16 protein-coding genes are annotated in these 19081 nt (G+C 66.2%); 11 read left to right on the top strand and 5 right to left on the bottom strand.

The window, feature by feature from the left end; all coding sequences use genetic code 11:
- The first annotated feature begins 16 nt into the window (after positions 1 to 16).
- Together ftsA and ftsZ are read left to right on the top strand one after the other, a co-directional pair.
- Positions 17 to 1261, top strand: coding sequence for a cell division protein FtsA (ftsA, locus tag ACESL5_RS01145; protein WP_372590943.1), 1245 nt, complete (start codon positions 17 to 19; stop codon positions 1259 to 1261).
- Positions 1262 to 1298: 37 nt separating this feature from the next.
- A complete protein-coding gene (gene ftsZ / locus ACESL5_RS01140) occupies positions 1299 to 2453 on the top strand; it encodes a cell division protein FtsZ (protein ID WP_372590942.1) in 1155 nt (384 codons plus the stop codon).
- A gap of 117 nt (positions 2454 to 2570) precedes the next feature.
- Here the strand turns inward: ftsZ and ACESL5_RS01135 are convergent, their stop codons facing one another.
- From ACESL5_RS01135 to yhbY, 5 genes are all read right to left on the bottom strand, one after another.
- The gene (locus ACESL5_RS01135; protein WP_372590941.1) at positions 2571 to 3035 is read right to left on the bottom strand and encodes an RDD family protein; all 465 of its coding nucleotides are present in this window, start codon (positions 3033 to 3035) and stop codon (positions 2571 to 2573) included.
- On the bottom strand, positions 3032 to 6508 hold the full coding sequence (gene mfd, locus ACESL5_RS01130; RefSeq protein ID WP_372590940.1) for a transcription-repair coupling factor: 3477 nt from the start codon (positions 6506 to 6508) through the stop codon (positions 3032 to 3034). The genes ACESL5_RS01135 and mfd overlap by 4 nt, the downstream gene beginning before the upstream one ends.
- Before the next feature lie 118 nt (positions 6509 to 6626).
- Positions 6627 to 8624, bottom strand: coding sequence for a cation:proton antiporter (locus ACESL5_RS01125; protein ID WP_372590939.1), 1998 nt, complete (start codon positions 8622 to 8624; stop codon positions 6627 to 6629).
- Between the two features lie 71 nt (positions 8625 to 8695).
- Positions 8696 to 9376 carry a leucyl/phenylalanyl-tRNA--protein transferase gene (gene aat / locus ACESL5_RS01120; RefSeq protein ID WP_372590938.1) on the bottom strand — a complete coding sequence of 227 codons (681 nt, stop codon included), beginning with the start codon at positions 9374 to 9376 and terminating at the stop codon, positions 8696 to 8698.
- Complete coding sequence (gene yhbY / locus ACESL5_RS01115; protein WP_372590937.1) at positions 9373 to 9681, bottom strand: ribosome assembly RNA-binding protein YhbY; 309 nt, start codon at positions 9679 to 9681, stop codon at positions 9373 to 9375. The genes aat and yhbY overlap by 4 nt, the downstream gene beginning before the upstream one ends.
- A 133-nt stretch (positions 9682 to 9814) precedes the next feature.
- Between yhbY and ACESL5_RS01110 the strand changes: the two genes are divergently transcribed.
- From ACESL5_RS01110 to tsf, 9 genes are all read left to right on the top strand, one after another.
- Positions 9815 to 10453: an SCO family protein gene (locus tag ACESL5_RS01110; RefSeq protein ID WP_372590936.1), complete on the top strand. Its 639-nt coding sequence runs from the start codon at positions 9815 to 9817 to the stop codon at positions 10451 to 10453.
- Between the two features lie 5 nt (positions 10454 to 10458).
- Entirely contained in the window at positions 10459 to 10935 is a 477-nt protein-coding gene (locus tag ACESL5_RS01105) for a copper chaperone PCu(A)C (protein ID WP_372590935.1), read from the top strand.
- A gap of 109 nt (positions 10936 to 11044) precedes the next feature.
- Positions 11045 to 11668, top strand: coding sequence for a 23S rRNA (uridine(2552)-2'-O)-methyltransferase RlmE (rlmE, locus tag ACESL5_RS01100; RefSeq protein WP_372590934.1), 624 nt, complete (start codon positions 11045 to 11047; stop codon positions 11666 to 11668).
- A 92-nt stretch (positions 11669 to 11760) separates the two neighbouring features.
- The gene (gene ftsH, locus ACESL5_RS01095; RefSeq protein ID WP_372590933.1) at positions 11761 to 13794 is read left to right on the top strand and encodes an ATP-dependent zinc metalloprotease FtsH; all 2034 of its coding nucleotides are present in this window, start codon (positions 11761 to 11763) and stop codon (positions 13792 to 13794) included.
- Complete coding sequence (gene folP / locus ACESL5_RS01090) at positions 13791 to 14633, top strand: dihydropteroate synthase (RefSeq protein ID WP_372590932.1); 843 nt, start codon at positions 13791 to 13793, stop codon at positions 14631 to 14633. Before ftsH ends, folP begins: the two co-directional genes overlap by 4 nt.
- 213 nt (positions 14634 to 14846) lie before the next feature.
- Positions 14847 to 15569: a c-type cytochrome gene (locus tag ACESL5_RS01085; RefSeq protein ID WP_372590931.1), complete on the top strand. Its 723-nt coding sequence runs from the start codon at positions 14847 to 14849 to the stop codon at positions 15567 to 15569.
- 117 nt (positions 15570 to 15686) lie between these two features.
- On the top strand, positions 15687 to 17051 hold the full coding sequence (gene glmM / locus ACESL5_RS01080) for a phosphoglucosamine mutase (RefSeq protein WP_372590930.1): 1365 nt from the start codon (positions 15687 to 15689) through the stop codon (positions 17049 to 17051).
- Positions 17052 to 17265: 214 nt separating this feature from the next.
- A complete protein-coding gene (gene rpsB / locus ACESL5_RS01075) occupies positions 17266 to 18006 on the top strand; it encodes a 30S ribosomal protein S2 (RefSeq protein WP_372590929.1) in 741 nt (246 codons plus the stop codon).
- Positions 18007 to 18117: 111 nt separating this feature from the next.
- Complete coding sequence (gene tsf / locus ACESL5_RS01070) at positions 18118 to 18993, top strand: translation elongation factor Ts (RefSeq protein WP_372590928.1); 876 nt, start codon at positions 18118 to 18120, stop codon at positions 18991 to 18993.
- Positions 18994 to 19081 lie beyond the last annotated feature (88 nt).

Below are 19081 nucleotides of genomic sequence, written 5' to 3'. Positions count from 1 at the left end.
GGGGCAGAGATACAGCATGAGCGCGTTGAAGAAAGGTGAGCGTGAATTCGTCGTCGGGCTGGATATCGGCACCAGCAAGGTCGCCGCGCTGGTGGGCGAGTGTGACGCCGACGGCCGGCTGAGCCTGATTGGCTATGGTTCGCACCCCACCAACAAGGGCCTGCGGCGCGGCTCGGTGGTGGACATCGAGTCGACCTCGATGGCGATCCGACGGGCCATCGATGGAGCCTCGGCCCTGTCCGACTGCGAGATCGGCTCGGCCTGGGTCGGTGTGGCCGGTGATCACGTGCGAAGCATGGATTCACAGGGGATGACCGGGACTGGTGGCCGGGAGATCACCGACGCCGACGTCAGCCAGGTGATCCAGTCGGCCCGAGCGGTCAAGATCCCGGACGGCCAGCAGATCCTGCATTGCGAGGCACAGGAGTTTCGCATCGACGGCCAGGACGGGATCCGAAAGCCTCAGGGCATGAGCGGGCACCGGCTGGAGGCCAACGTCCATATCGTCACCTCGGCGGCGAATAACGTGCAGAACGTGATCAAGTGCGTCGAGCGTTGTGACGTGCATGTCGAGGGCACGGTTCTCGAGCCGATTGCCGCCGGGCGCGCAGTGCTCAACGACGACGAGCGTGAACTGGGCGTGGTGCTGATCGACATCGGTGGCGGCACCACGGACGTCGCCATCTATACCGGCGGTGCGCTGCGTTACGCGGCCGTGCTGCCGATCGCGGGCGAACAGATCACCAACGACCTCTCCTACGGCCTGACCACCCCGCCGGCCGAGGCCGAGAAGATCAAGATCAATCACGCCAACCTCGGTCCGCTCGACGAGCGCGAGGCCTCCCGGGCCATCGAGGTGCCGGGCGTGTCGGGGCGCCCGCCACGGCGCATCCCGCAGGAGACGATGATGCGCATCGTCCGCCCCCGGGTGGAGGAACTGCTCTCCTACCTGCAGGAGGAGATCCGCCAGTCGGGCTACCTGAACATGGTCAACGCCGGGGTGGTGATCACCGGGGGAACCGCCCAGATGCCCGGTTTCGTCGAGTTGGCCGAAGATTTTCTGCAGATGCCTGCCCGCCTGGGAATCCCCCAGGGCGTGGTGGGCAATCTGGACGCCCTAACGGACCCGGCGAACGCCGCCGGTATCGGCTTGATGCTGCACGGCCTGCAACAGGCCAGGGAAAACACGGCCCATGGATCGGAAACGATGCATGGAAATGTCCTGGAACGGCTCAAGGGCTGGTTCCGCGATCACTTCTGATTTTCAAGAACGCCAGGCGAGAGAAGGAGATGACATCATGAGCAACTGGAAGATGGCAGAGATGCAGACCGAGAGCGCCAAGATCAAGGTAATCGGCGTCGGCGGGGGCGGCGGCAACGCGGTCGCCCATATGGTCCAGCAGCACATCGAGGGGATCGAGTACATCAGTGCCAACACCGATGCGCAGGCGCTGGTGAAGAGCAATGCGCCCTCGCAGCTGCAGATTGGCGCGAATATCACCAAGGGGCTGGGCGCCGGCGCCGACCCGGAACTGGGCCGTCAGGCCGCGCTCGAGGATCGCGAGCAGATCCAGGAAGCGATCAGTGACGCCAACATGCTGTTCATCACCACGGGCATGGGCGGTGGCACCGGTACCGGTGCGGCCCCGGTGATCGCGCAGATCGCCCGCGACATGAACATTCTCACCGTCGCCGTGGTCACCCGGCCGTTTTCCTTCGAGGGCAGGAAGCGCACCGCGGTGGCCATGGAAGGCATCCAGGAGCTCGAGGACAACGTCGACTCACTGATCGTCATCCCCAACGACCAGCTCACCGCGGTGATGGGCAAGCAGGCGGCCCTGCGGGACGCCTTTGCCGCCGCCAACGAGGTGCTGTTCACCGCCGTGGCCGGTATCTCCGAGCTGATTACGCGTCCGGGTGAGATCAACCTCGATTTCGCCGACGTCCGCGCGATCATGACCGAGAAGGGCACGGCCATGATGGGCACCGGCATCGGCACCGGCGACAATCGTGCCGCCGAGGCAGCCGAAGCGGCCATCCACAGCCCGCTTCTGGACGACATCAACCTCACCGGTGCCGAGGGTATCCTGGTGAACGTCACCTCCGGTGGTGACCTGTCCATCGGCGAGTTCATGGAGATCGGCGAGATGGTCCAGTCGCTGGCCGGTGACGAGGCCGTGGTCAAGGTGGGCACGGCGGTCGACGACGAGCTCGACGGTCAACTGCGGGTCACCCTGGTGGCGACCGGCCTGTCGCGCAACAAGGACGTGATCGGTGGCGAAAAGAGCAAGCCCAGGGTCGTGATCGACAACGCCCGTCGCGAGGAGCCGGCCGCCGAGCCGGAAGAGGCCGAGCCCCAGCAGGGCTACGCCGGCACGGCCCACCGCGGCAACACGGCGATCAATCTCGACACCATCGACATCCCGTCGTTCCTGCGTCATCAGGCGGACTGAACCCGCCCGCGACCGGGGGGCGCCCCGGTCGTCCGATACTCGCAAGGCGCTACGGGAAAGCCCCGGGGTTTCTCTCCCCCCGGGGCTTTCTTGTGTGCGTCTGAAATACCGCTGCGGTTACCGTCGCGTGGGCAACAGCCGGACCACCCGCATGTCCAGCCGGCGGTCGACCCAGGTCTGCCGCTTCGCGTCGGTGATCGCGAGGAGGAAGGGCAGACCGGCCAGACACAGGCTGAGCACGCCGAAGAGAAAGCGCAGGAACGCCGGGCCGGCACAGGGTCCGGGCTGCCGCAACAGCAGCAGGCGCCAGACCTTCATGCCGGGAGTCTGGCCGAACCGGCACCAGAAGAAGACGAAATAGCCGGCGATCCAGGCCATGAGCCAGGCTCGGTACAGCCACTGGCCGGGGCCGTCCGGCGGGACCGGCTCGCCGCGCGTGACGGCCAGGGCGAGAAAGGTGGCCAGGATCACCAGCGCGATCACGAACAGCAGGTCGTAGAACAGGGCGGCGGCCCGGCGCCACAGCGGAGCGGTCTCCGCGGGCTGGCGCTGCTCGGCGGATGGAGTGGCGTGGTGGCTCATTTCGCTTTCTCGGTCTCTTTCCGGGGCAGTGCCACGTCGTCGAGCAGCGCCCGGATGGTGTCCAGCCGCTCCTCGAGGCTGGGCATCTCCCGGGTGAATCGCAGGGTGTCGGCCGAGAGGCGATAGGTCTGCGGATCGGCCTGGACGGCGGCCACCAGCTTGCCGGGGTCGACGCGGGCGTTCTCGCCGAATACCAGACGTCCGCCCCTGGCGGTCAGCTCGAGCTTCCGAATGCCGAGGTCGCGGGCGCGGATGCGGAGGCGGTGGGTCTCGATCAGGGCGGTGACGGGGTCGGGCAGCAGGCCGAACCGGTCGATGAGCTCCACCTTCAGCTCGTTCAGGGCGTCGTTGTCCACGGCGGTCGACAGGCGCTTGTAGAGCGTCAGTCGGGTGTGCACGTCGGCCACGTAGTCCTCGGGGATGAGGGCGGGTTCACCCAGGTCCACCTCGGTGGTGACGCTTTCCATCGGCGCCTCGAGCGCCGGCTCTCGCCCTTCGCGAATCGCGGCCACCGCGCGGTCAAGCAGCTGCATGTAGTAGCGGTAGCCGACTTCGTGCATCTGGCCGGATTGTCCCGATCCAAGCAGTTCGCCCGCCCCGCGGATCTCAAGATCGTGGGTGGACAGCGTGAAGCCGACTCCCAGATCTTCCAGTGCGGCGATCGCCTCGAGGCGCTTTTCCGCATCCGGGGTCAGTTGGCCCGGTTCCGGGGTGATCAGGTAGGCGTAGGCGCGGTGGTGCGAACGGCCCACCCGCCCGCGTAGCTGGTGGAGCTGGGCAAGGCCGAACTTGTCGGCCCGGTGGATCAGGATGGTGTTTGCCGTCGGGATGTCGATGCCGGACTCGATGATCGTGGTCGATACCAGCACGTTGAAGCGCTGGTGGTAGAAGTCGGACATGACTTGCTCGAGCGCCCGCTCGCCCATCTGGCCGTGTGCGATGTTCACCCGCGCCTCGGGCACGATCTCCTCCACCAGCCGGGCCATGCGCTCGATGGTGCGCACCTCGTTGTGCAGGAAGTACACCTGGCCGCCGCGCTTGAGTTCACGCTGGATCGCCTCGCGGATCTGCACCTCATCCCAACGCAGGATCACCGTCTTGACCGCCAGCCGCTCGCGCGGCGGAGTGGCGATGATCGACAGATCGCGGATGCCCGAGAGCGCCATGTTCAGCGTGCGCGGGATGGGCGTCGCGGTGAGCGTGAGCATGTCGACCTCGGCACGCAGTGCCTTGAGTCGTTCCTTGTCGCGCACGCCGAAGCGCTGTTCCTCGTCGATGATCACCAGGCCCAGGTTGGCGAACTCGGGCGAGTCACGCAGGAGCTTGTGCGTGCCGATGACGATGTCGACCTGGCCGGCCTTGATCCGCTCGCGCAGCTCGCCGGTCTTCTTCCCTCCCGACAGGCGCGAGAGGCTCTCGATGGTCACCGGCCAGTTGGCGAAGCGGTCGCGGAAGTTGCGCATGTGCTGCTCGGCGAGCAGGGTGGTGGGCACCAGTACGGCCACTTGGGCGCCGTTCTGCACCGCGACGAAGGCCGCCCGCATGGCCACTTCCGTCTTGCCGAAGCCCACGTCGCCGCAGACCACGCGGTCCATCGGCTGGGACGAGGCCATGTCGCTCAGGACCTGCTCGATGGCCAGCTGCTGATCGTCGGTGGGTTCGAAGGCGAATTCCTCGGCGAACTGGCGATAGTCGTCCTCCTCGGTACGCATCGAGGTGCCCTTGCGGCTGGCGCGACGGGCGTGGATGTCCAGCAGCTCGGCGGCGACATCGTGGACCTGTCTGGCCGCCCGCTTTCTCGCCTTCTCCCACTGGTCGGACCCCAGCCGGTGCAGCGGGGCCGACTCCTCGGAGCCGCCGGTGTAGCGCGAGATGCGCTCGAGGCCCGAAACCGGCACGTAAAGCCGGTCGTCGTCGGCGTAGGTGAGCAGCAGGTATTCCTGCGGCTGGCCGTTCATCTCCAGGGTGACCAGCCCCTGGAAACGACCCACGCCGTGATCCTCGTGGACCACCGGCGCGCCGATGGCCAGGTCGTCGAGGTTCTGGATGATCGCGTCGGCATCGCGCCCGCGGCGCGCCTTCGCCCGGCGTTGGGCTACCCGTTCGGCGAACAGGTCGATCTCGCTGATGACGGCGACCGCCCCGGTGTCGGCGGGCAGTATCGCGCCGTGCTCCAGCTCGGCGACTGCCACGTCCAGATGACCTTCCTCTCCGCGACCTCCCTGCTGCCAGCCATCGACCGCGCGGGCATCCAGTCCGGCGGCGGTAGCCTGCTCGAGCAGTGCCTGTCTGCGCCCGCTGCTCTCGGCGACCAGCAGTGCGCGGCCCTCGAATTCGCGCACGAAGCTGGACAGACGCTCGATCACCGCGCTCTGCGTGGCGCTGCCGGCCGTGAGGTCGGGCAGGGCACGGTCGCCCAGGTCGGCGGCCTGGGGAAAGTGATCGTCTTCACCGGCGACCAGTTGCCAGCGAGGTCGGTTGCGGACCTGCCCCTCGAATTCCTCGGGTGTCTGGTAGAGCGCCTCGGGACGCAGGATGGGGTGGTCGACGTCGCCCGAGCGCTGGGCGAAGCGGTCGGCGGTCTCCGTGACGAACCGCTCGATGGCCTCGGGAACGGCGTCGAACAGAATCAGCCGGGCATCCTTCGGCAGGTATTCGAACAGTGAGGCGGTCTGCTCGAAGAACAGCGGCAGGTAGCTCTCGATGCCCGCCGGCACCAGGCCCTCGGACACCTGGCGGTAGATCGGGGAACGGGTGGGGTCACCGGAAAAGGTGTTGCGCCAGTTCTGGCGGAAGGTGCGGATGCCCTTGTCGGTCAGCGGATATTCGCGGGCCGGTAGCAGGGTGATCTCGGTCACCGTCTCGGTGGAGCGCTGCGACTCGGGATCGAAATGGCGCAGGGTCTCGATCTCGTCGTCGAACAGGTCGATGCGCACCGGTTCCTCGGCCCCCATCGGGAAGACGTCGATCAGTCCGCCGCGCAGGGCGTACTCGCCGTGCTGCTGAACCTGGGAGACCAGGCTGTAGCCGGCTGCCTCGAGCTGCTGGCGGTAGGCCTCCCGGTCGAGCGTCTGGCCCACTTCCAGCACCATGCCCTGACCGGCGACGAACTCCGGTGGCGGCAGGCGCTGCAACAGTGTCGGTGCGGCGATCAGGGTCAGGCCCGAGGACTCCCGGGGCAGGCGCCACAGCCGGGAGAGCCGGTCGGAGATCAGGTCCTGGTGGGGCGAGAAGCGGTCGTAGGGCAGCACCTCCCAGTCGGGGAAAACCGAAGCCTCGATGCCGAGAAAGGCCAGCGCTGCGCGCGCGTCATTGACGTGGCGGCTGTCCGGGAGGACGGCCAGCAGCGGGCGCGGCGCCGTTTCCCCCGCCAGGCGCACCGCCAGGGCGCGGCCCAGGTCGGTATGCGCCCGCAGGTAGATCGGATCACCGGCGTTCTTTGGTTGGGCAGGGAGGGTCTTCGAGTCGCTCATGACAGGTATTTGCCGGAATTACATGCAGGCTGGCATCCGCGCCGTCGGCGCGTGAAAGGCGGAGATTGTGGCCCATTTGCGACGTCGGTGCACGGGGCGACCCGTCGACGAAGCTCCTTCAGCCCGGACGCCCGGCCAGCAGCTGCTCCTCGGCCGCGTCGAGGGCCTCGGGTGCGCCATAGAGGGTGAGCACGTCGTCTTCCTGCAGCATCATGTCCGCGTTGGGGCTCTCTCCCCGTATTCCGTGGCGGTTGAGGGCGTCGACAACCACCGAGCCGTCCCGAGGTAGCACGTCTCCCAGCCGCCGACCGACGGATTTCGCGCCAGGCACCAGCGTGACGTTCTTGAGGGTGCGGGGTGCGAGCGGTGCGAAGTCGTTTTCGTCGCGGGCCCGGTCACCGTGGAAGGTGTGTCGCAGGGGGGCGTAGTCCTCGCTGCGGATCTCCTCGATCTGGCGAAGGATCTTGGTGCCCGGCACCCGGAGCGTGCGCAGCACGTGCCCCCCCAGGGCGAGACTCATCTCGTAGACGCTGGCGACCACCTCGGTGGCGCCGGCTTCGTGGATCCGGTCGAGGAACTCGTCGGTGCGGGTGCGAACGATGATCGGGATGTCCCGGTTGACCCCGCGCACGATCTCGATGGTCTTGATGGTCGAGGCGTCGTCGAGATGCGTCAGCACCAGTGCCCGGGCGCGATCGAGACCGGCCGACTGCAGGATGTCCAGATGAGTGGAGTTACCGAAGTAGACACGCAGTCCGGCCTCGTTGGCCTGATGGACGATATCCGGATCCACCTCGATCGCGGTGTAGTCGATGCCCTCGCTGCCCAGCAGGCGGGCGACGTTCTGCCCGACCCGGCCGAAGCCGCAGACGACGACGTGATTGGTCAGGTCGCTGGTGTCCTGGCGTATCTCGACGGCGTGCTCGCGTCGTCCGCGGGCGTACCCGGGTACCAGACGCTTGGCGAGCAGGCCGTTGTACTTGACCAGGATCGGGGTGAGCACCATCGAGAAGATCACCGTGGCGAGCACGATCTGACGCTCGCTGGAACTCATCAGGTCGGGGTTGGCGATCGAGAGCATGGCGAAGCCGAACTCGCCGCCCTGGGCCAGCACCAGCCCGGTGCGCAGCGCCACGCCCGGCGCCTCGCCCATGGCACGCCCGATCAGGAAGATGATCAGGGTCTTGGCCAGGATCAGGATCGCCAGGAATATCAGCACCCAGTGGAATATCTCCGCCAGACCGCCCACGTTGAGCATCATGCCGATCGTGATGAAGAACAGGCCCAGCAGCACGTCGCGGAAGGGCCGGATGTCGGCCTCGATCTGGTGCTTGTATTGCGTCTCGGAGAGCGCGATGCCGGCGAGGAACGCGCCCAGTTCCCAGGAAAGGCCGGCGGTGTTGGTCAGCCAGCCGGCGCCCAGCACGGTCAGCAGGACCGCGAGCGTGAACAGTTCCGCCGAGCGGGACTTGGCAATCTCGCGGAACAGCGGGCGCAGCACCCAGCGCCCGCCGAAGAACAGGAGGATCGCGGCGAGCACGCCGGCCGCCAGCGTCAGGGTGATCTCGAGCGTCAGGTTGCCGGCACCGTCGGCCGCCCCCTGTACCCCGAGGACCGGGATGATGATCAGGAAGGGGATGACCGCCAGATCCTGGAAGAGCAGGATGCCGACGGCATTGTTGCCGTGCCGCGAGTTGATCTCGAGTTGCTCGCCCAGCTGGCGGATGACGATCGCGGTGGACGAGACGGTCATCACCCCGGCGAGCGTGAAGGCCGCCGCCGGCGAGAACCCCATCATCAGCGCCGCGCTGCCGGTGATGATCGCGGTGAGCAGCACCTGCGCGCCGCCCATGCCCACAACGGCCCGGCGCATGGCCACCAGCCTGGGGAGAGAGAACTCCAGGCCCAGCATGAACAGCAGGAAGACCACGCCGAATTCGGCGATCAGGTGAATGTCGTGAATGTCTTTGACCAACCCCAGGGCGTGGGGCCCGGCGAGCACGCCCACGGCGAGGTAGCCGAGAATGGCCGGCAGGTTGATCCGGCGAAGCGCCACCACGGCCACCACGGAGATCAGGAGGAGGGTCAGCAGGATGCCCGTAGTGTCGGCTTGCACGGCGGATTCTCTTTCCTTGTCAGTGTGGTCTCGGGAGCCTTGCGCCCTCCAGCGACTAGGGCTCCATTCCTTCAGGAGGTTTTATCACAGATTCCCGTGTCGGCCGTGGCGGCATCGAGTCGTCGCCGGAATTCGTCGCGTGGCACTTCCTCGGCACCCAGGCTAAGCAGGTGGGCGGTGCTGAACTGCGTGTCGAGGAAGTCGATCCTCCCCCAGATGCCGTCGACCAGGATGGCGGCCAGTGCGAACTTGGAGGCGTTGGGCGCGTGGCTGAACATGGACTCGCCGAAGGCGGCCCGCCCGATCTGCGTGCCGAAGAGTCCGCCCACCAGCCGCGTTCCCTCCCAGACTTCCACGGAGCGGGCATGCCCGGCCTCGTGTAGCGCGACGAAGGCGGCGCGCATCTCGGGCACGATCCAGGTCTCCGGATCGTCGCCCCGCGGTGCGGCGCAGCCGTCGACCACCGCGGCGAAGGCGGTGTCTGCCGTCACCCGGTAACGCTCTTGCCGGCGCCACTTGGCGAGGCTTCGGGAGACATGGAAGCGCTCGGGTGCGAATAGTGTGCGGGGGTCGGGACTCCACCACAGTATCGGGTCGCCCCGGCTGAACCAGGGGAAGATGCCCCGGCAGTAGGCGGCCAGCAGTCGCTCCACTGACAGGTCGCCGCCCGCGGCCAGCAGGCCGTTGGGCTCGTTCAGTGCCCATGTTGCGGGCGGGAAACTGCCCGGGTCGGGTCCGAGCAGCGGGATCATTGTCCCTTGGCGCGGGGCAGGGGATACTCGGAGTTCTTCTCGTGTGGGCGGAACAGGACGGCGACGTGTCCCACGGTCTGTACGAGAGTCGCCCCGGTGGCCGCGGTGATCGCCTCGGTGATCTCCCGCTTCTCCTCCCGATCCACGCCGGGGATGCGCACCTTGATCAGCTCATGGATCTCCAGGGCCTGGTCGATCTCGGCGAGGACCGCGTCGGTGAGCCCGTGCTGGCCGAGCAGGACCACAGGCTTGAGATGGTGGGCCTGGGAGCGAAGATACTGTCTCTGCCGGGCGGTAAGGGTCATGTCGGTCTGGCTTCCTCGATGGTCTGGCGATCTGTGTGTGCGTGGATGTGTGAAATCACACATTGCAGCGGCGGGAGTTGCAAGGCAGTTTAACGGCTACATCCCTGCCGGCCAATCCGGAGCATGTCGACCCATGCGCAGATTCCGCATCCTGCTTTTCTCCCTGTTCGCCCTGCCGCTGCTCCCGGGCTGCCAGCCCGGTGACGCGGACGGCTGGCTATCCGGTTACGAGACGCCCGACCCGCTGGTGCTGCGTACGCCCGAGCGGCCCATCCCCATGCCGCAAGCGGACCTGGAATCCGCGGACGGAGCCGTGTCGACCGACGAGCTCTTCGAGGAGCGCTGGACGCTGTTCTACGTCGGCTACAGTTACTGCCCGGACGTCTGTCCTACCGAGCTGGGGCAGCTTTCGCGGATCCTGCCGTCGCTCCAAGAGCGACTGCCGGGTCTCGACTGGCAGGTGGTGTTTCTTTCCGTTGATCCGGAGCGGGACACCCCGGCTCACCTGGCGAAATACACGGCGTTCTACTCGGAGGAATTCGTGCCGGTGACCGGGTCGCGCGAGGCGATCGACGCGGTCACTTCGGCCGTCAAGGCTGGCTACCGTATCGAGCCGCACGAAGAAGGCGAGATCGGGTATAACGTCGACCACGACACCAGTTTCCGCCTGATCGGTCCGAACGGGCGGATGCTGGCGCTCCTGCCGGGGCCGCACGACACCGGGGCAATCGTGGACGTGCTCGAGGATTTCATGGCAGAGGTGGATGAATGATGAAGATGACACAATTCGCAGTTGGTCGATTCACGGGACTGCTGCTGGGAGCTGCCCTGCTGGCGAGTGCTGGCGCGGCTCAGGCGGCCGAGCTGGATGTGCAGAGCCCCTGGGTGGCGCTGGCTCCGCCGGGGGCGCACGCCACGGCGGCCTTCATGAAGCTGCACAACCCCGGTGATGAGGCCATCGACGTGGTCTCGGCCGACGCTGACGGTTTCAAGAAGGTGGAACTGCACCTGTCGGTCAACGAGGACGGCATGCACCGGATGATCGAGCAGGAGCGCATCACCGTGCCGGCTGGCGAGACCGTGCTGCTGGCTCCGGGCGGTTACCACGTGATGCTGATCGGTCCGGAGCGCTCGCTCGACGAGGGCGAGGTGGTCGCGATCGAGCTCGGCCTGGGCGACGGCGACCGGATCACCGTCGAGGCGCCGGTCACCCCGCGCGATAAGGCGATGGGCGGTCACGGTCACATGCACTGAGCGACGGGCGCGCCGTCGCGCTTCGACGACGGCGATTTGGGCGGCCGGGGGCAATCGGGGATAATCCCCGGCCCCCGGTTTCTTTCGTGTGTGCTGTCTGGAGACGATCATGGCGCGTTCGGTCAGTAGCAAGCGTTGGCTTGCCGAACATTTCCGCGACGAGTTCGTGCAGAAGGCCCAGCGCGAGGGCTGGCGTTCGCGTGCCGTCTACAAGCTGATCGAGCTCAACGAGCGCGACCGTTTCCTCCGCCCCGGCATGACGGTGGTCGACCTCGGCGCGGCGCCCGGCGGCTGGACGCAGTACGCCGCCCAGGTCGTCGGCTCGAAGGGTCACGTGTTTGCCCTCGACCTCCTGCCGATGGATCACTTTGCCCATACCACCGTGCTGCAGGGCGATTTCACCGAGGATGCGGTGCTCGAGGAACTCGAGGCCGCGCTCGGCGATGCCGAGGTCGACCTTGTCCTTTCCGACATGGCCCCCAACATGAGTGGTCTGGACTCGGTGGATATCCCCCGATCGATGTATCTGGCGGAACTCGCGCTGGACTTCTGTGATCGGATGCTCAGGGAGAAGGGGGCCTTCGTCACCAAGCTCTTCCAGGGCGAGGGGTTCGACGAGTATGTCCGGGAGGTCCGCCAGCGGTTCGACCGGGTGGTGGTCCGCAAGCCGAAGGCATCGCGACCGCGCTCGCGCGAGGTATATCTGGTGGCAACCGGAAAGCGCCTGATATAAGGTATCCGAATAAATGATTACGTCATCGCTGGCCGGACACGGATCGTCGTGTGCCGGCCATTGTTGCGATGACTGCTGGCAGAGGTGTTGCCTTGAACGACTTGACCAAGAACATCCTGATCTGGGTAGTGATCGCCGTCGTGCTGATGACGGTGTTCAACAGCTTCGATCAGCGCGCGACCACCGCCACGGCGATGCCGTACTCGGATTTCATCGAGGATGTGAAGCGCGGCAACATCGAGTCGGTCACCATGGAGGGGCAGACCATCAAGGGCGTGACCGGCGCGGGCAGCCGCTTCGAGACCTATAGCCCGGAGACGGACAACCGCGCCCTGGTCGGCGATCTGCTCGACAATAACGTGAAGATCAACGCCAAGGCGCCGGAGAGGCCGTCGCTGTTGATGACGATCTTCATCCAGTGGTTCCCGTTCATCCTGCTGATCGCGATCTGGATCTTCTTCATGCGGCAGATGCAGGGCGGTGGCGGCCGTGGCGCGATGAGCTTCGGCAAGTCCAAGGCCAAGCTGATGAGCGAGGACCAGGTCAAGGTCACGTTCAACGATGTGGCCGGTGCCGACGAAGCCAAGGAAGAGGTGGTCGAGCTGGTCGACTTCCTCAAGGACCCGGGCAAGTTCCAGCGCCTGGGCGGCAACATCCCGCGCGGCGTGCTGATGGTCGGCCCGCCGGGTACCGGCAAGACCCTGTTGGCCAAGGCCGTCGCCGGCGAGGCCAAGGTGCCGTTCTTCTCCATTTCCGGTTCCGACTTCGTCGAGATGTTCGTCGGCGTGGGTGCCTCGCGTGTTCGTGACATGTTCGAACAGGCGAAGAAGCACGCCCCCTGCATCATCTTCATCGACGAGATCGACGCGGTCGGTCGTACCCGTGGCGCCGGCATGGGCGGTGGTCACGACGAGCGCGAGCAGACCCTCAACCAGCTGCTGGTCGAGATGGACGGCTTCGAAGGCAACGAGGGCGTCATCGTGATCGCCGCGACCAACCGCGCCGACGTGCTCGACAAGGCACTGCTGCGCCCGGGCCGCTTCGACCGCCAGGTGGTCGTCGGCCTGCCGGACGTCCGTGGTCGCGAACAGATCCTCAACGTCCACCTGCGCAAGGTTCCGGCGGCCAAGGACGTCGAGCCGTCGCTGATCGCCCGTGGCACGCCCGGCTTCTCCGGGGCGGACTTGGCGAACGTTGTCAACGAGGCGGCGCTGTTCGCGGCCCGGGCCAACAAGCCCGAGGTCACGATGGCGGATCTCGAGCGAGCCAAGGACAAGATCATCATGGGCGCGGAGAGGAAGTCCATGGTGATGAGCGAAGACGAGAAGAAGCTGACCGCCTACCACGAGGCCGGTCACGCAATCGTCGGTCGCCTGGTGCCCGAGCACGACCCGGTCTACAAGGTTTCGATCATCCCGCGCGGTCGGGCATTGGGCATCACCATGTTCCTGCCCGACCAGGATCGCTACAGCTATTCCAAGCGCAAGCTCGAGTCGAACATCTCCAGCCTGTTCGGCGGCCGGATCGCCGAAGAGCTGATCTTCGGCGACGAGGCGGTGACTACCGGTGCCTCCAACGACATCGAGCGGGCCACGGAGCTTGCGCGCAACATGGTCACCAAGTGGGGCATGTCCGAGAAGCTCGGCACACTCTACTACTCGGAGGATGACGGCGACCCGTTCATGGGCCGGCAGGCCTCCGGCGGCCACTTCTCCGACGAGACCAAGGAGGTCATCGACGTCGAGATCAAGCAGGTCATCGATCGCAACTACCAGCGCTGCCACCAGATCCTGGTGGATAACATGGATATCCTGCATGCGATGGCCGAGGCGCTGATGAAGTACGAGACCATCGACTCCGGTCAGATCGACGACCTGATGGAGCGTCGTCCGGTACGCGAGCCGGCCGACTGGGACAGCGACAAGTCGCAGTCCGACGAGCAGCCGCCGGGTTCCGGTGCGGTGACGGACTCCGACGAGGGTGCCCAGATCGAGCCGGATCAGAGCGATGACGCCGAAGGGGGCGATCGCGGTGAAGGTGGTGGTCCTGATGGTCGGGACGACCGCGAGGACGGCAACCGCGCCCCCGATGGCAGCCCGGTAGGTGGTGGGCCGAGGGGCGGATGAGCCACCCCGGCGCGCCATGTCCTGACTGGCGGGTCGACCGCCCGCTGATCATGGGCATCCTCAACGCCACGCCGGACTCGTTTTCGGATGGCGGTCGCTGGAACACCGTGGACAGCGCGTTGGCGGCCGCCGAGGCCATGCTGGAAGCCGGCGCGGACCTGATCGACGTTGGCGGCGAATCCACGCGTCCCGGGGCCCAGCCGGTGTCGGAGGACGAGGAACTGGCGCGTGTCATTCCCGTCATCGAGGCGATCGGACGTCATCTCGATTGCCCCGTGTCCGTCGATACCAGTACGCCGGCCGTGATGACCCGGGCGACCGAGGCCGGGGCCTGCCTGATCAACGACGTCCGTGCGCTCAGCCGGCCGGGCGCGATCGAGGCCGCGGTCGGGTCGGGCGCCTCGGTATGCGTCATGCACATGCGGGGCGAGCCGAGCACGATGGCAGCCCGGACGGACTATGATGACGTGGTGAAGGAGGTGGTCGATTTTCTCGCCGAACGCATCGCCCGGCTCCAGCGCGCCGGGCTGGGCAGTGACCGGGTGCTGGCCGATCCGGGTTTCGGCTTCGCCAAGACCACCGAGCAGAATTTCACGCTCCTGCGCCGCCTCGGCGAGTTCGATCGTCTCGGGGTCCCGCTACTGGTGGGGATGTCTCGCAAGCGCATGATCGGGGACGCCACCGGGCAGCCGGTCGAGCGCCGAATCACGGGAAGTGCGGCGGCGGCGCTGCTGGCCGCCGAGCGTGGCGCGCGTGTCCTGCGGGTCCATGATGTCGGGGCCACCCGCGATGCGATTGCCGTATGGCAGGCGACACGCGCGTCGGGCCGCACCGGTTGAGGCTCGGGCTACGAGAAAATTGCCTTTTCCTGCATAAGCGCGTTTATCTTGGATCGAATTAGGGTTTTCTGATACTTTCCCCGCGGGGTTCATTTGGTTGACTTGTAAATCGCCGCAGGGCCGCCCGGCCGCCTTTCCCTCCTGGTTGTGTCCAGCACACCGGGGTACGGCCATCAGGGGTATGCCGCGGCGCAACAGTTGAGAGTAGAAATCATGAAACAGATGCGTCGTTCACTCATCGCCCTTGCCGCCAGTGGAGCGCTTGCCGCCCCGTTGATGGGCCATGCCGCCGGTGATCCGGCTGCGGGCAAGGAAAAATACGCTACCTGCGCCGCTTGCCACGGTGCCGACGGTGGTGGTCAGGGCGGGGCCTTCCCGAAGATGACCGGCCTGGGCGAGGAAGAGACCGCCAAGAAGCTGGCCGCCTACCGCGACGGTGATCAGGACTACCTGAAAAGCGTCGGTCTGGGTGACCGCTACGGCACCATGGCGCCGAACGCCTCCGGCCTGTCGGATGGCGACATCGCTAATCTGGCCGCCTACATCGCCCAGGAATTCGGTGGCGGCGACGCCTCTGGCGACGACGGTGCCGATCAAGCCGCGGCCGAGGCGGCTGACAGTGGCGAGCTGGCCCAGGCGGACATGGTGCGCGGCCAGGCCCTGTACTCATCCTGTGCCATCTGCCACGGCGAGCAGGGCGAGGGCGGTCACCTGATGAACGCGCCCAAGCTCAAGGGCATGGCGGCCTCCCAGGCGGCATCCCTGCTGAAGGTTTACCGCAAGGGCACCGAGATGGGTCAGTACTCCTACGCGATGATCCCGCAGGCCACCCACCTGTCTGATGCGGACATCAACAACCTGGCGGCGTACATTGCCGTCATCGGCGAGGAAGACATCGATACAGCCGACGAGCCGGAAGGCGCGCCGGCCATGTGATATCCCCTTTCCGGGGTGCCGGCCGCCGGTCCGCGGCGGTCGGTGAACAGATACGATGAACGACGCCGGCCCGCGAGCCGGCGTTCTTGTTTTCCGGCAATCGCGCCGGCAGACAGCATGGCCAGTAGCGGTCGAGAAAGAGGCGTAGACGTGACCAGAGTATTCGGAACCGATGGAGTGCGGGGTGCGGTGGGGCAGTGGCCCATGACTCCCGAATTCGTCCTCAAGCTAGGCTGGGCAGCCGGCAAGGTGCTGGGCGACCATGGCCGTCGACGCGTGCTGATCGGCAAGGACACCCGCGTGTCGGGTTACATGTTCGAGTCCGCGCTGGAGGCGGGTTTCGCCGCGGCGGGCGTGGACGTTCGGCTGCTCGGGCCGATGCCGACCCCCGCGATCGCCTACCTGACGCGTACCCTTCGTGCCTCGGCCGGAGTGGTGATCAGCGCCTCGCATAACCCCTATGCCGACAACGGGGTGAAGTTCTTCTCCTCGCACGGCGAGAAACTACCCGACGCGGTCGAGGACACGATCCAGTCGATGCTCGACCAGCCGCTCGAGGTGATCGACAACCGCAGGCTGGGCAAGGCCGATCGCATCGAGGACGCACCAGGGCGTTACATCGAGTTCTGCAAGAGCACGGTTCCCAGCGGGATGATGCTTTCGGGGCTGCGCATCGTGGTCGACTGCGCCCACGGCGCCACCTACCAGGTTGCCCCGCGGGTGTTCGCCGAACTGGGTGCGGAGGTCGAGGTGATCGGCGCCGCTCCCGACGGCTTCAATATCAACGAGGGAGTGGGTTCGACCCATCCCGAGGCTGTTCGCTCCGCGGTTCTGGCATCGAATGCCGACTTGGGTGTCGCCTTCGACGGTGACGGCGATCGCGTGGTGATGGTGGATGCCGAGGGCAACGTGCGCGACGGCGACGAGTTGCTGTACGTCATTGCCGCCGGGCGGGTCCAGCAGGGCTATGCCGGTGGCGTCGTCGGCACGCAGATGAGCAATCTCGGCCTGGAGCGCGCGGTCAAGGCACTCGGATGCCCGTTCCTGCGCGCCAAGGTGGGCGATCGCTACGTCCACGAGGCCCTCAAGCGCGAGCAGTGGCTGCTGGGGGGCGAGTCCTCCGGTCACCTGCTGTGCCTCGACCGGCACAGTACCGGGGACGGCATCATCGCCGCGTTGCAGGTGCTTGCGGAGATGGCGCGCCAAGGCAAGTCCCTTGGCGAGTTGCTCGAGCCGATGGACGTACTCCCACAGGAGCTTATCAACGTGCGCATCGACCGGCCGCTCTCGCTGGAGGATCCGGTCATCGCCAGCGCGGTCGACGCCGCCGAATCCCGGCTTGCGGGTCGGGGTCGTGTGCTGTTGCGACCCTCGGGTACCGAGCCGCTGATTCGCGTGATGGTCGAGGGTGAATCGACCGACGAGGTGCGGTCGGTTGCCCAGGAGCTGGCGGCTGCGGTTCGGGCACACGCTGCCGAGTAAACAGGGCATTCTGGGCAGTAACGTCGTTCCGGGATTCCCTGCAGGCGGAAGTTGCCGTATAATTCGCGCGCCGGACCGCCGCTTTTGAAAGCGGGCGGCCGGAAATTCCACACGTCCATCGCGATGGCAGCGCGGGGTGCCCGCCGGTTGAGCCGGGGGTTGCGCTGTCAGATCGGGCGGAGGCCTAACCCAATCAAAACAGGTAGTTATTCAGATGGCTAAAATCTCCATGCGTCAGATGATCGAGGCCGGTGTCCACTTCGGTCACCAGACTCGATACTGGAACCCGGGCATGGCGCCCTACATCTTCGGTCAGCGCAACCGGATCCACATCATCAACCTGGAAAAGACGCTGCCGATGTTCGAGGACGCCTTGAACTACGTCGGCAAGCTGGCAGGTAACGGCGGCAAGATCATGTTCGTCGGCACCAAGCGCTCGGCCCGTGACCTGGTCGAGCAGGAAGCCAAGCGCTGCGGCATGCCGTACGTCAATCACCGCTGGCTCGGCGGCATGATGACCAACTTCCGCACCGTTCGCGCCTCCATCCGCCGCCTCAAGGCGCTCAAGCAGATGGAAGAAGACGGCAGCCTGGCGAAGCTGGTCAAGAAGGAAGCCCTCGAGACCACTCGCGAGCGCGCCAAGCTCGAGCGTTCGATCGGCGGTATCCAGGACATGGAGCGTCTCCCGGACGCCCTGTTCGTCATCGACGTCGGTCACGAAGACATCGCCATCAAGGAAGCCAAGAAGCTGGGCATCCCGGTCGTGGCCGTTGTCGATACCAACAACAGCGCCCAGGGCGTCGACTACGTCATCCCGGGTAACGATGACGCTATCCGCGCCATCCAGCTGTACACCTCCGCCGTTGCCGATGCCGTACTGGACGCCAAGGGTGCGGCCAGCGTCAGCGAGTCGGACTTCGTCGAGGTGGCCGACGAGGAAGAAGCGGCCAAGTAATCGCCGCACGGAGTGGGGCGACCGTCTTGGTCGCTCCGCCGCAGATTTTCTGAACAACGGGTCGCCTGACCCGTTGTTTTTGTACAAGACAGATTCGGGAGAAGACAGCTCATGGCAATTACCGCCTCTCTGGTCAAGGAACTCCGCGAGCGTACCGGCTCGGGCATGATGGAGTGCAAGAAGGCACTGGTCGAGACCGACGGCGACATCGAGGCCGCGATCGAGCAGATGCGCAAGAGCGGTCTGGCCAAGGCCGACAAGAAGGCCGGCCGCGTTGCCGCCGAAGGCCAGGTCACCATCGCGATCAGCGATGACCGCAAGAGCGCCGCGATGGTCGAGATCAACTCCGAGACCGACTTCGTCTCCAAGGGCGATGACTTCGCCGGTTTCGCGCAGAACGTCGCCGAGAAGATCCTCGCCGACGACCCGGCCGACATGGACGCGGTCAACGCGCTGGATGTCGACGGTGAAAAGGCCGACGATCGCCGCAAGGCGCTGGTCGCCAAGCTGGGCGAGAACATCCAGATCCGTCGTTTCGTCCGCATGTCCACCAGCGGCGTGATCGGCGCCTACCGTCACGGCGAGCGCATCGGCGTGCTGGTCGAGCTCGAGGGTGGCAGCGAAGAGCTGGCGCGTGATCTGGCCATGCACGTGGCCGCGACCAAGCCGAGCTGCGTCGACGAGTCGCAGGTCGACGAGGCCACCGTCGAGAAGGAGCGCGAGATCTTCCGCGCCCAGGCCGCCGAATCCGGCAAGCCGCCGGAGATCGTCGAGAAGATGATCGACGGCCGTATCCGCAAGTTCCTCGCGGAGATCACCCTGGTCGGCCAGCCGTTCGTCAAGGATCCCGACCAGACCGTCGGCCAGCTCCTCAAGAAGGAGGGCGCCAAGGTGGTTCGCTTCGAGCGCATGGAAGTGGGCGAGGGCATCGAGAAAGAGGAAGGCGACTTCGCCGCCGAAGTGATGGCGCAGGTCAAAGGGGGCTGATCGCCCTCCAGGAAAGCCGGGGCCAACCCGGCTTTTTTTTGAACTGCAGAATCTCCGATCAAGCCTTCATCGGGTCGGGCGGCCTGGC

The organism is Guyparkeria sp. (assembly GCF_041687595.1).
In the GTDB taxonomy this organism is placed as follows: Bacteria; Pseudomonadota; Gammaproteobacteria; order Halothiobacillales; family Halothiobacillaceae; genus Guyparkeria.
The sequence above is the reverse complement of the archived record's forward strand: the minus strand, read 5'-3'. Positions and strand labels throughout refer to the sequence as shown.

Coding starts and splice junctions, on each gene's coding strand:
- folP (WP_372590932.1), top strand. CDS start 13,791: ATGAGCCACCCCGGCGCGCCATGTCCTGACTGGCGGGTCGACCGCCCG.
- yhbY (WP_372590937.1), bottom strand. CDS start 9,681: ATGACCCTTACCGCCCGGCAGAGACAGTATCTTCGCTCCCAGGCCCAC.
- ftsZ (WP_372590942.1), top strand. CDS start 1,299: ATGAGCAACTGGAAGATGGCAGAGATGCAGACCGAGAGCGCCAAGATC.
- ACESL5_RS01105 (WP_372590935.1), top strand. CDS start 10,459: ATGACACAATTCGCAGTTGGTCGATTCACGGGACTGCTGCTGGGAGCT.
- glmM (WP_372590930.1), top strand. CDS start 15,687: ATGGCCAGTAGCGGTCGAGAAAGAGGCGTAGACGTGACCAGAGTATTC.
- rpsB (WP_372590929.1), top strand. CDS start 17,266: ATGGCTAAAATCTCCATGCGTCAGATGATCGAGGCCGGTGTCCACTTC.
- mfd (WP_372590940.1), bottom strand. CDS start 6,508: ATGAGCGACTCGAAGACCCTCCCTGCCCAACCAAAGAACGCCGGTGAT.
- ACESL5_RS01135 (WP_372590941.1), bottom strand. CDS start 3,035: ATGAGCCACCACGCCACTCCATCCGCCGAGCAGCGCCAGCCCGCGGAG.
- tsf (WP_372590928.1), top strand. CDS start 18,118: ATGGCAATTACCGCCTCTCTGGTCAAGGAACTCCGCGAGCGTACCGGC.
- ftsA (WP_372590943.1), top strand. CDS start 17: ATGAGCGCGTTGAAGAAAGGTGAGCGTGAATTCGTCGTCGGGCTGGAT.
- ACESL5_RS01085 (WP_372590931.1), top strand. CDS start 14,847: ATGAAACAGATGCGTCGTTCACTCATCGCCCTTGCCGCCAGTGGAGCG.
- rlmE (WP_372590934.1), top strand. CDS start 11,045: ATGGCGCGTTCGGTCAGTAGCAAGCGTTGGCTTGCCGAACATTTCCGC.
- aat (WP_372590938.1), bottom strand. CDS start 9,376: ATGATCCCGCTGCTCGGACCCGACCCGGGCAGTTTCCCGCCCGCAACA.
- ACESL5_RS01110 (WP_372590936.1), top strand. CDS start 9,815: ATGCGCAGATTCCGCATCCTGCTTTTCTCCCTGTTCGCCCTGCCGCTG.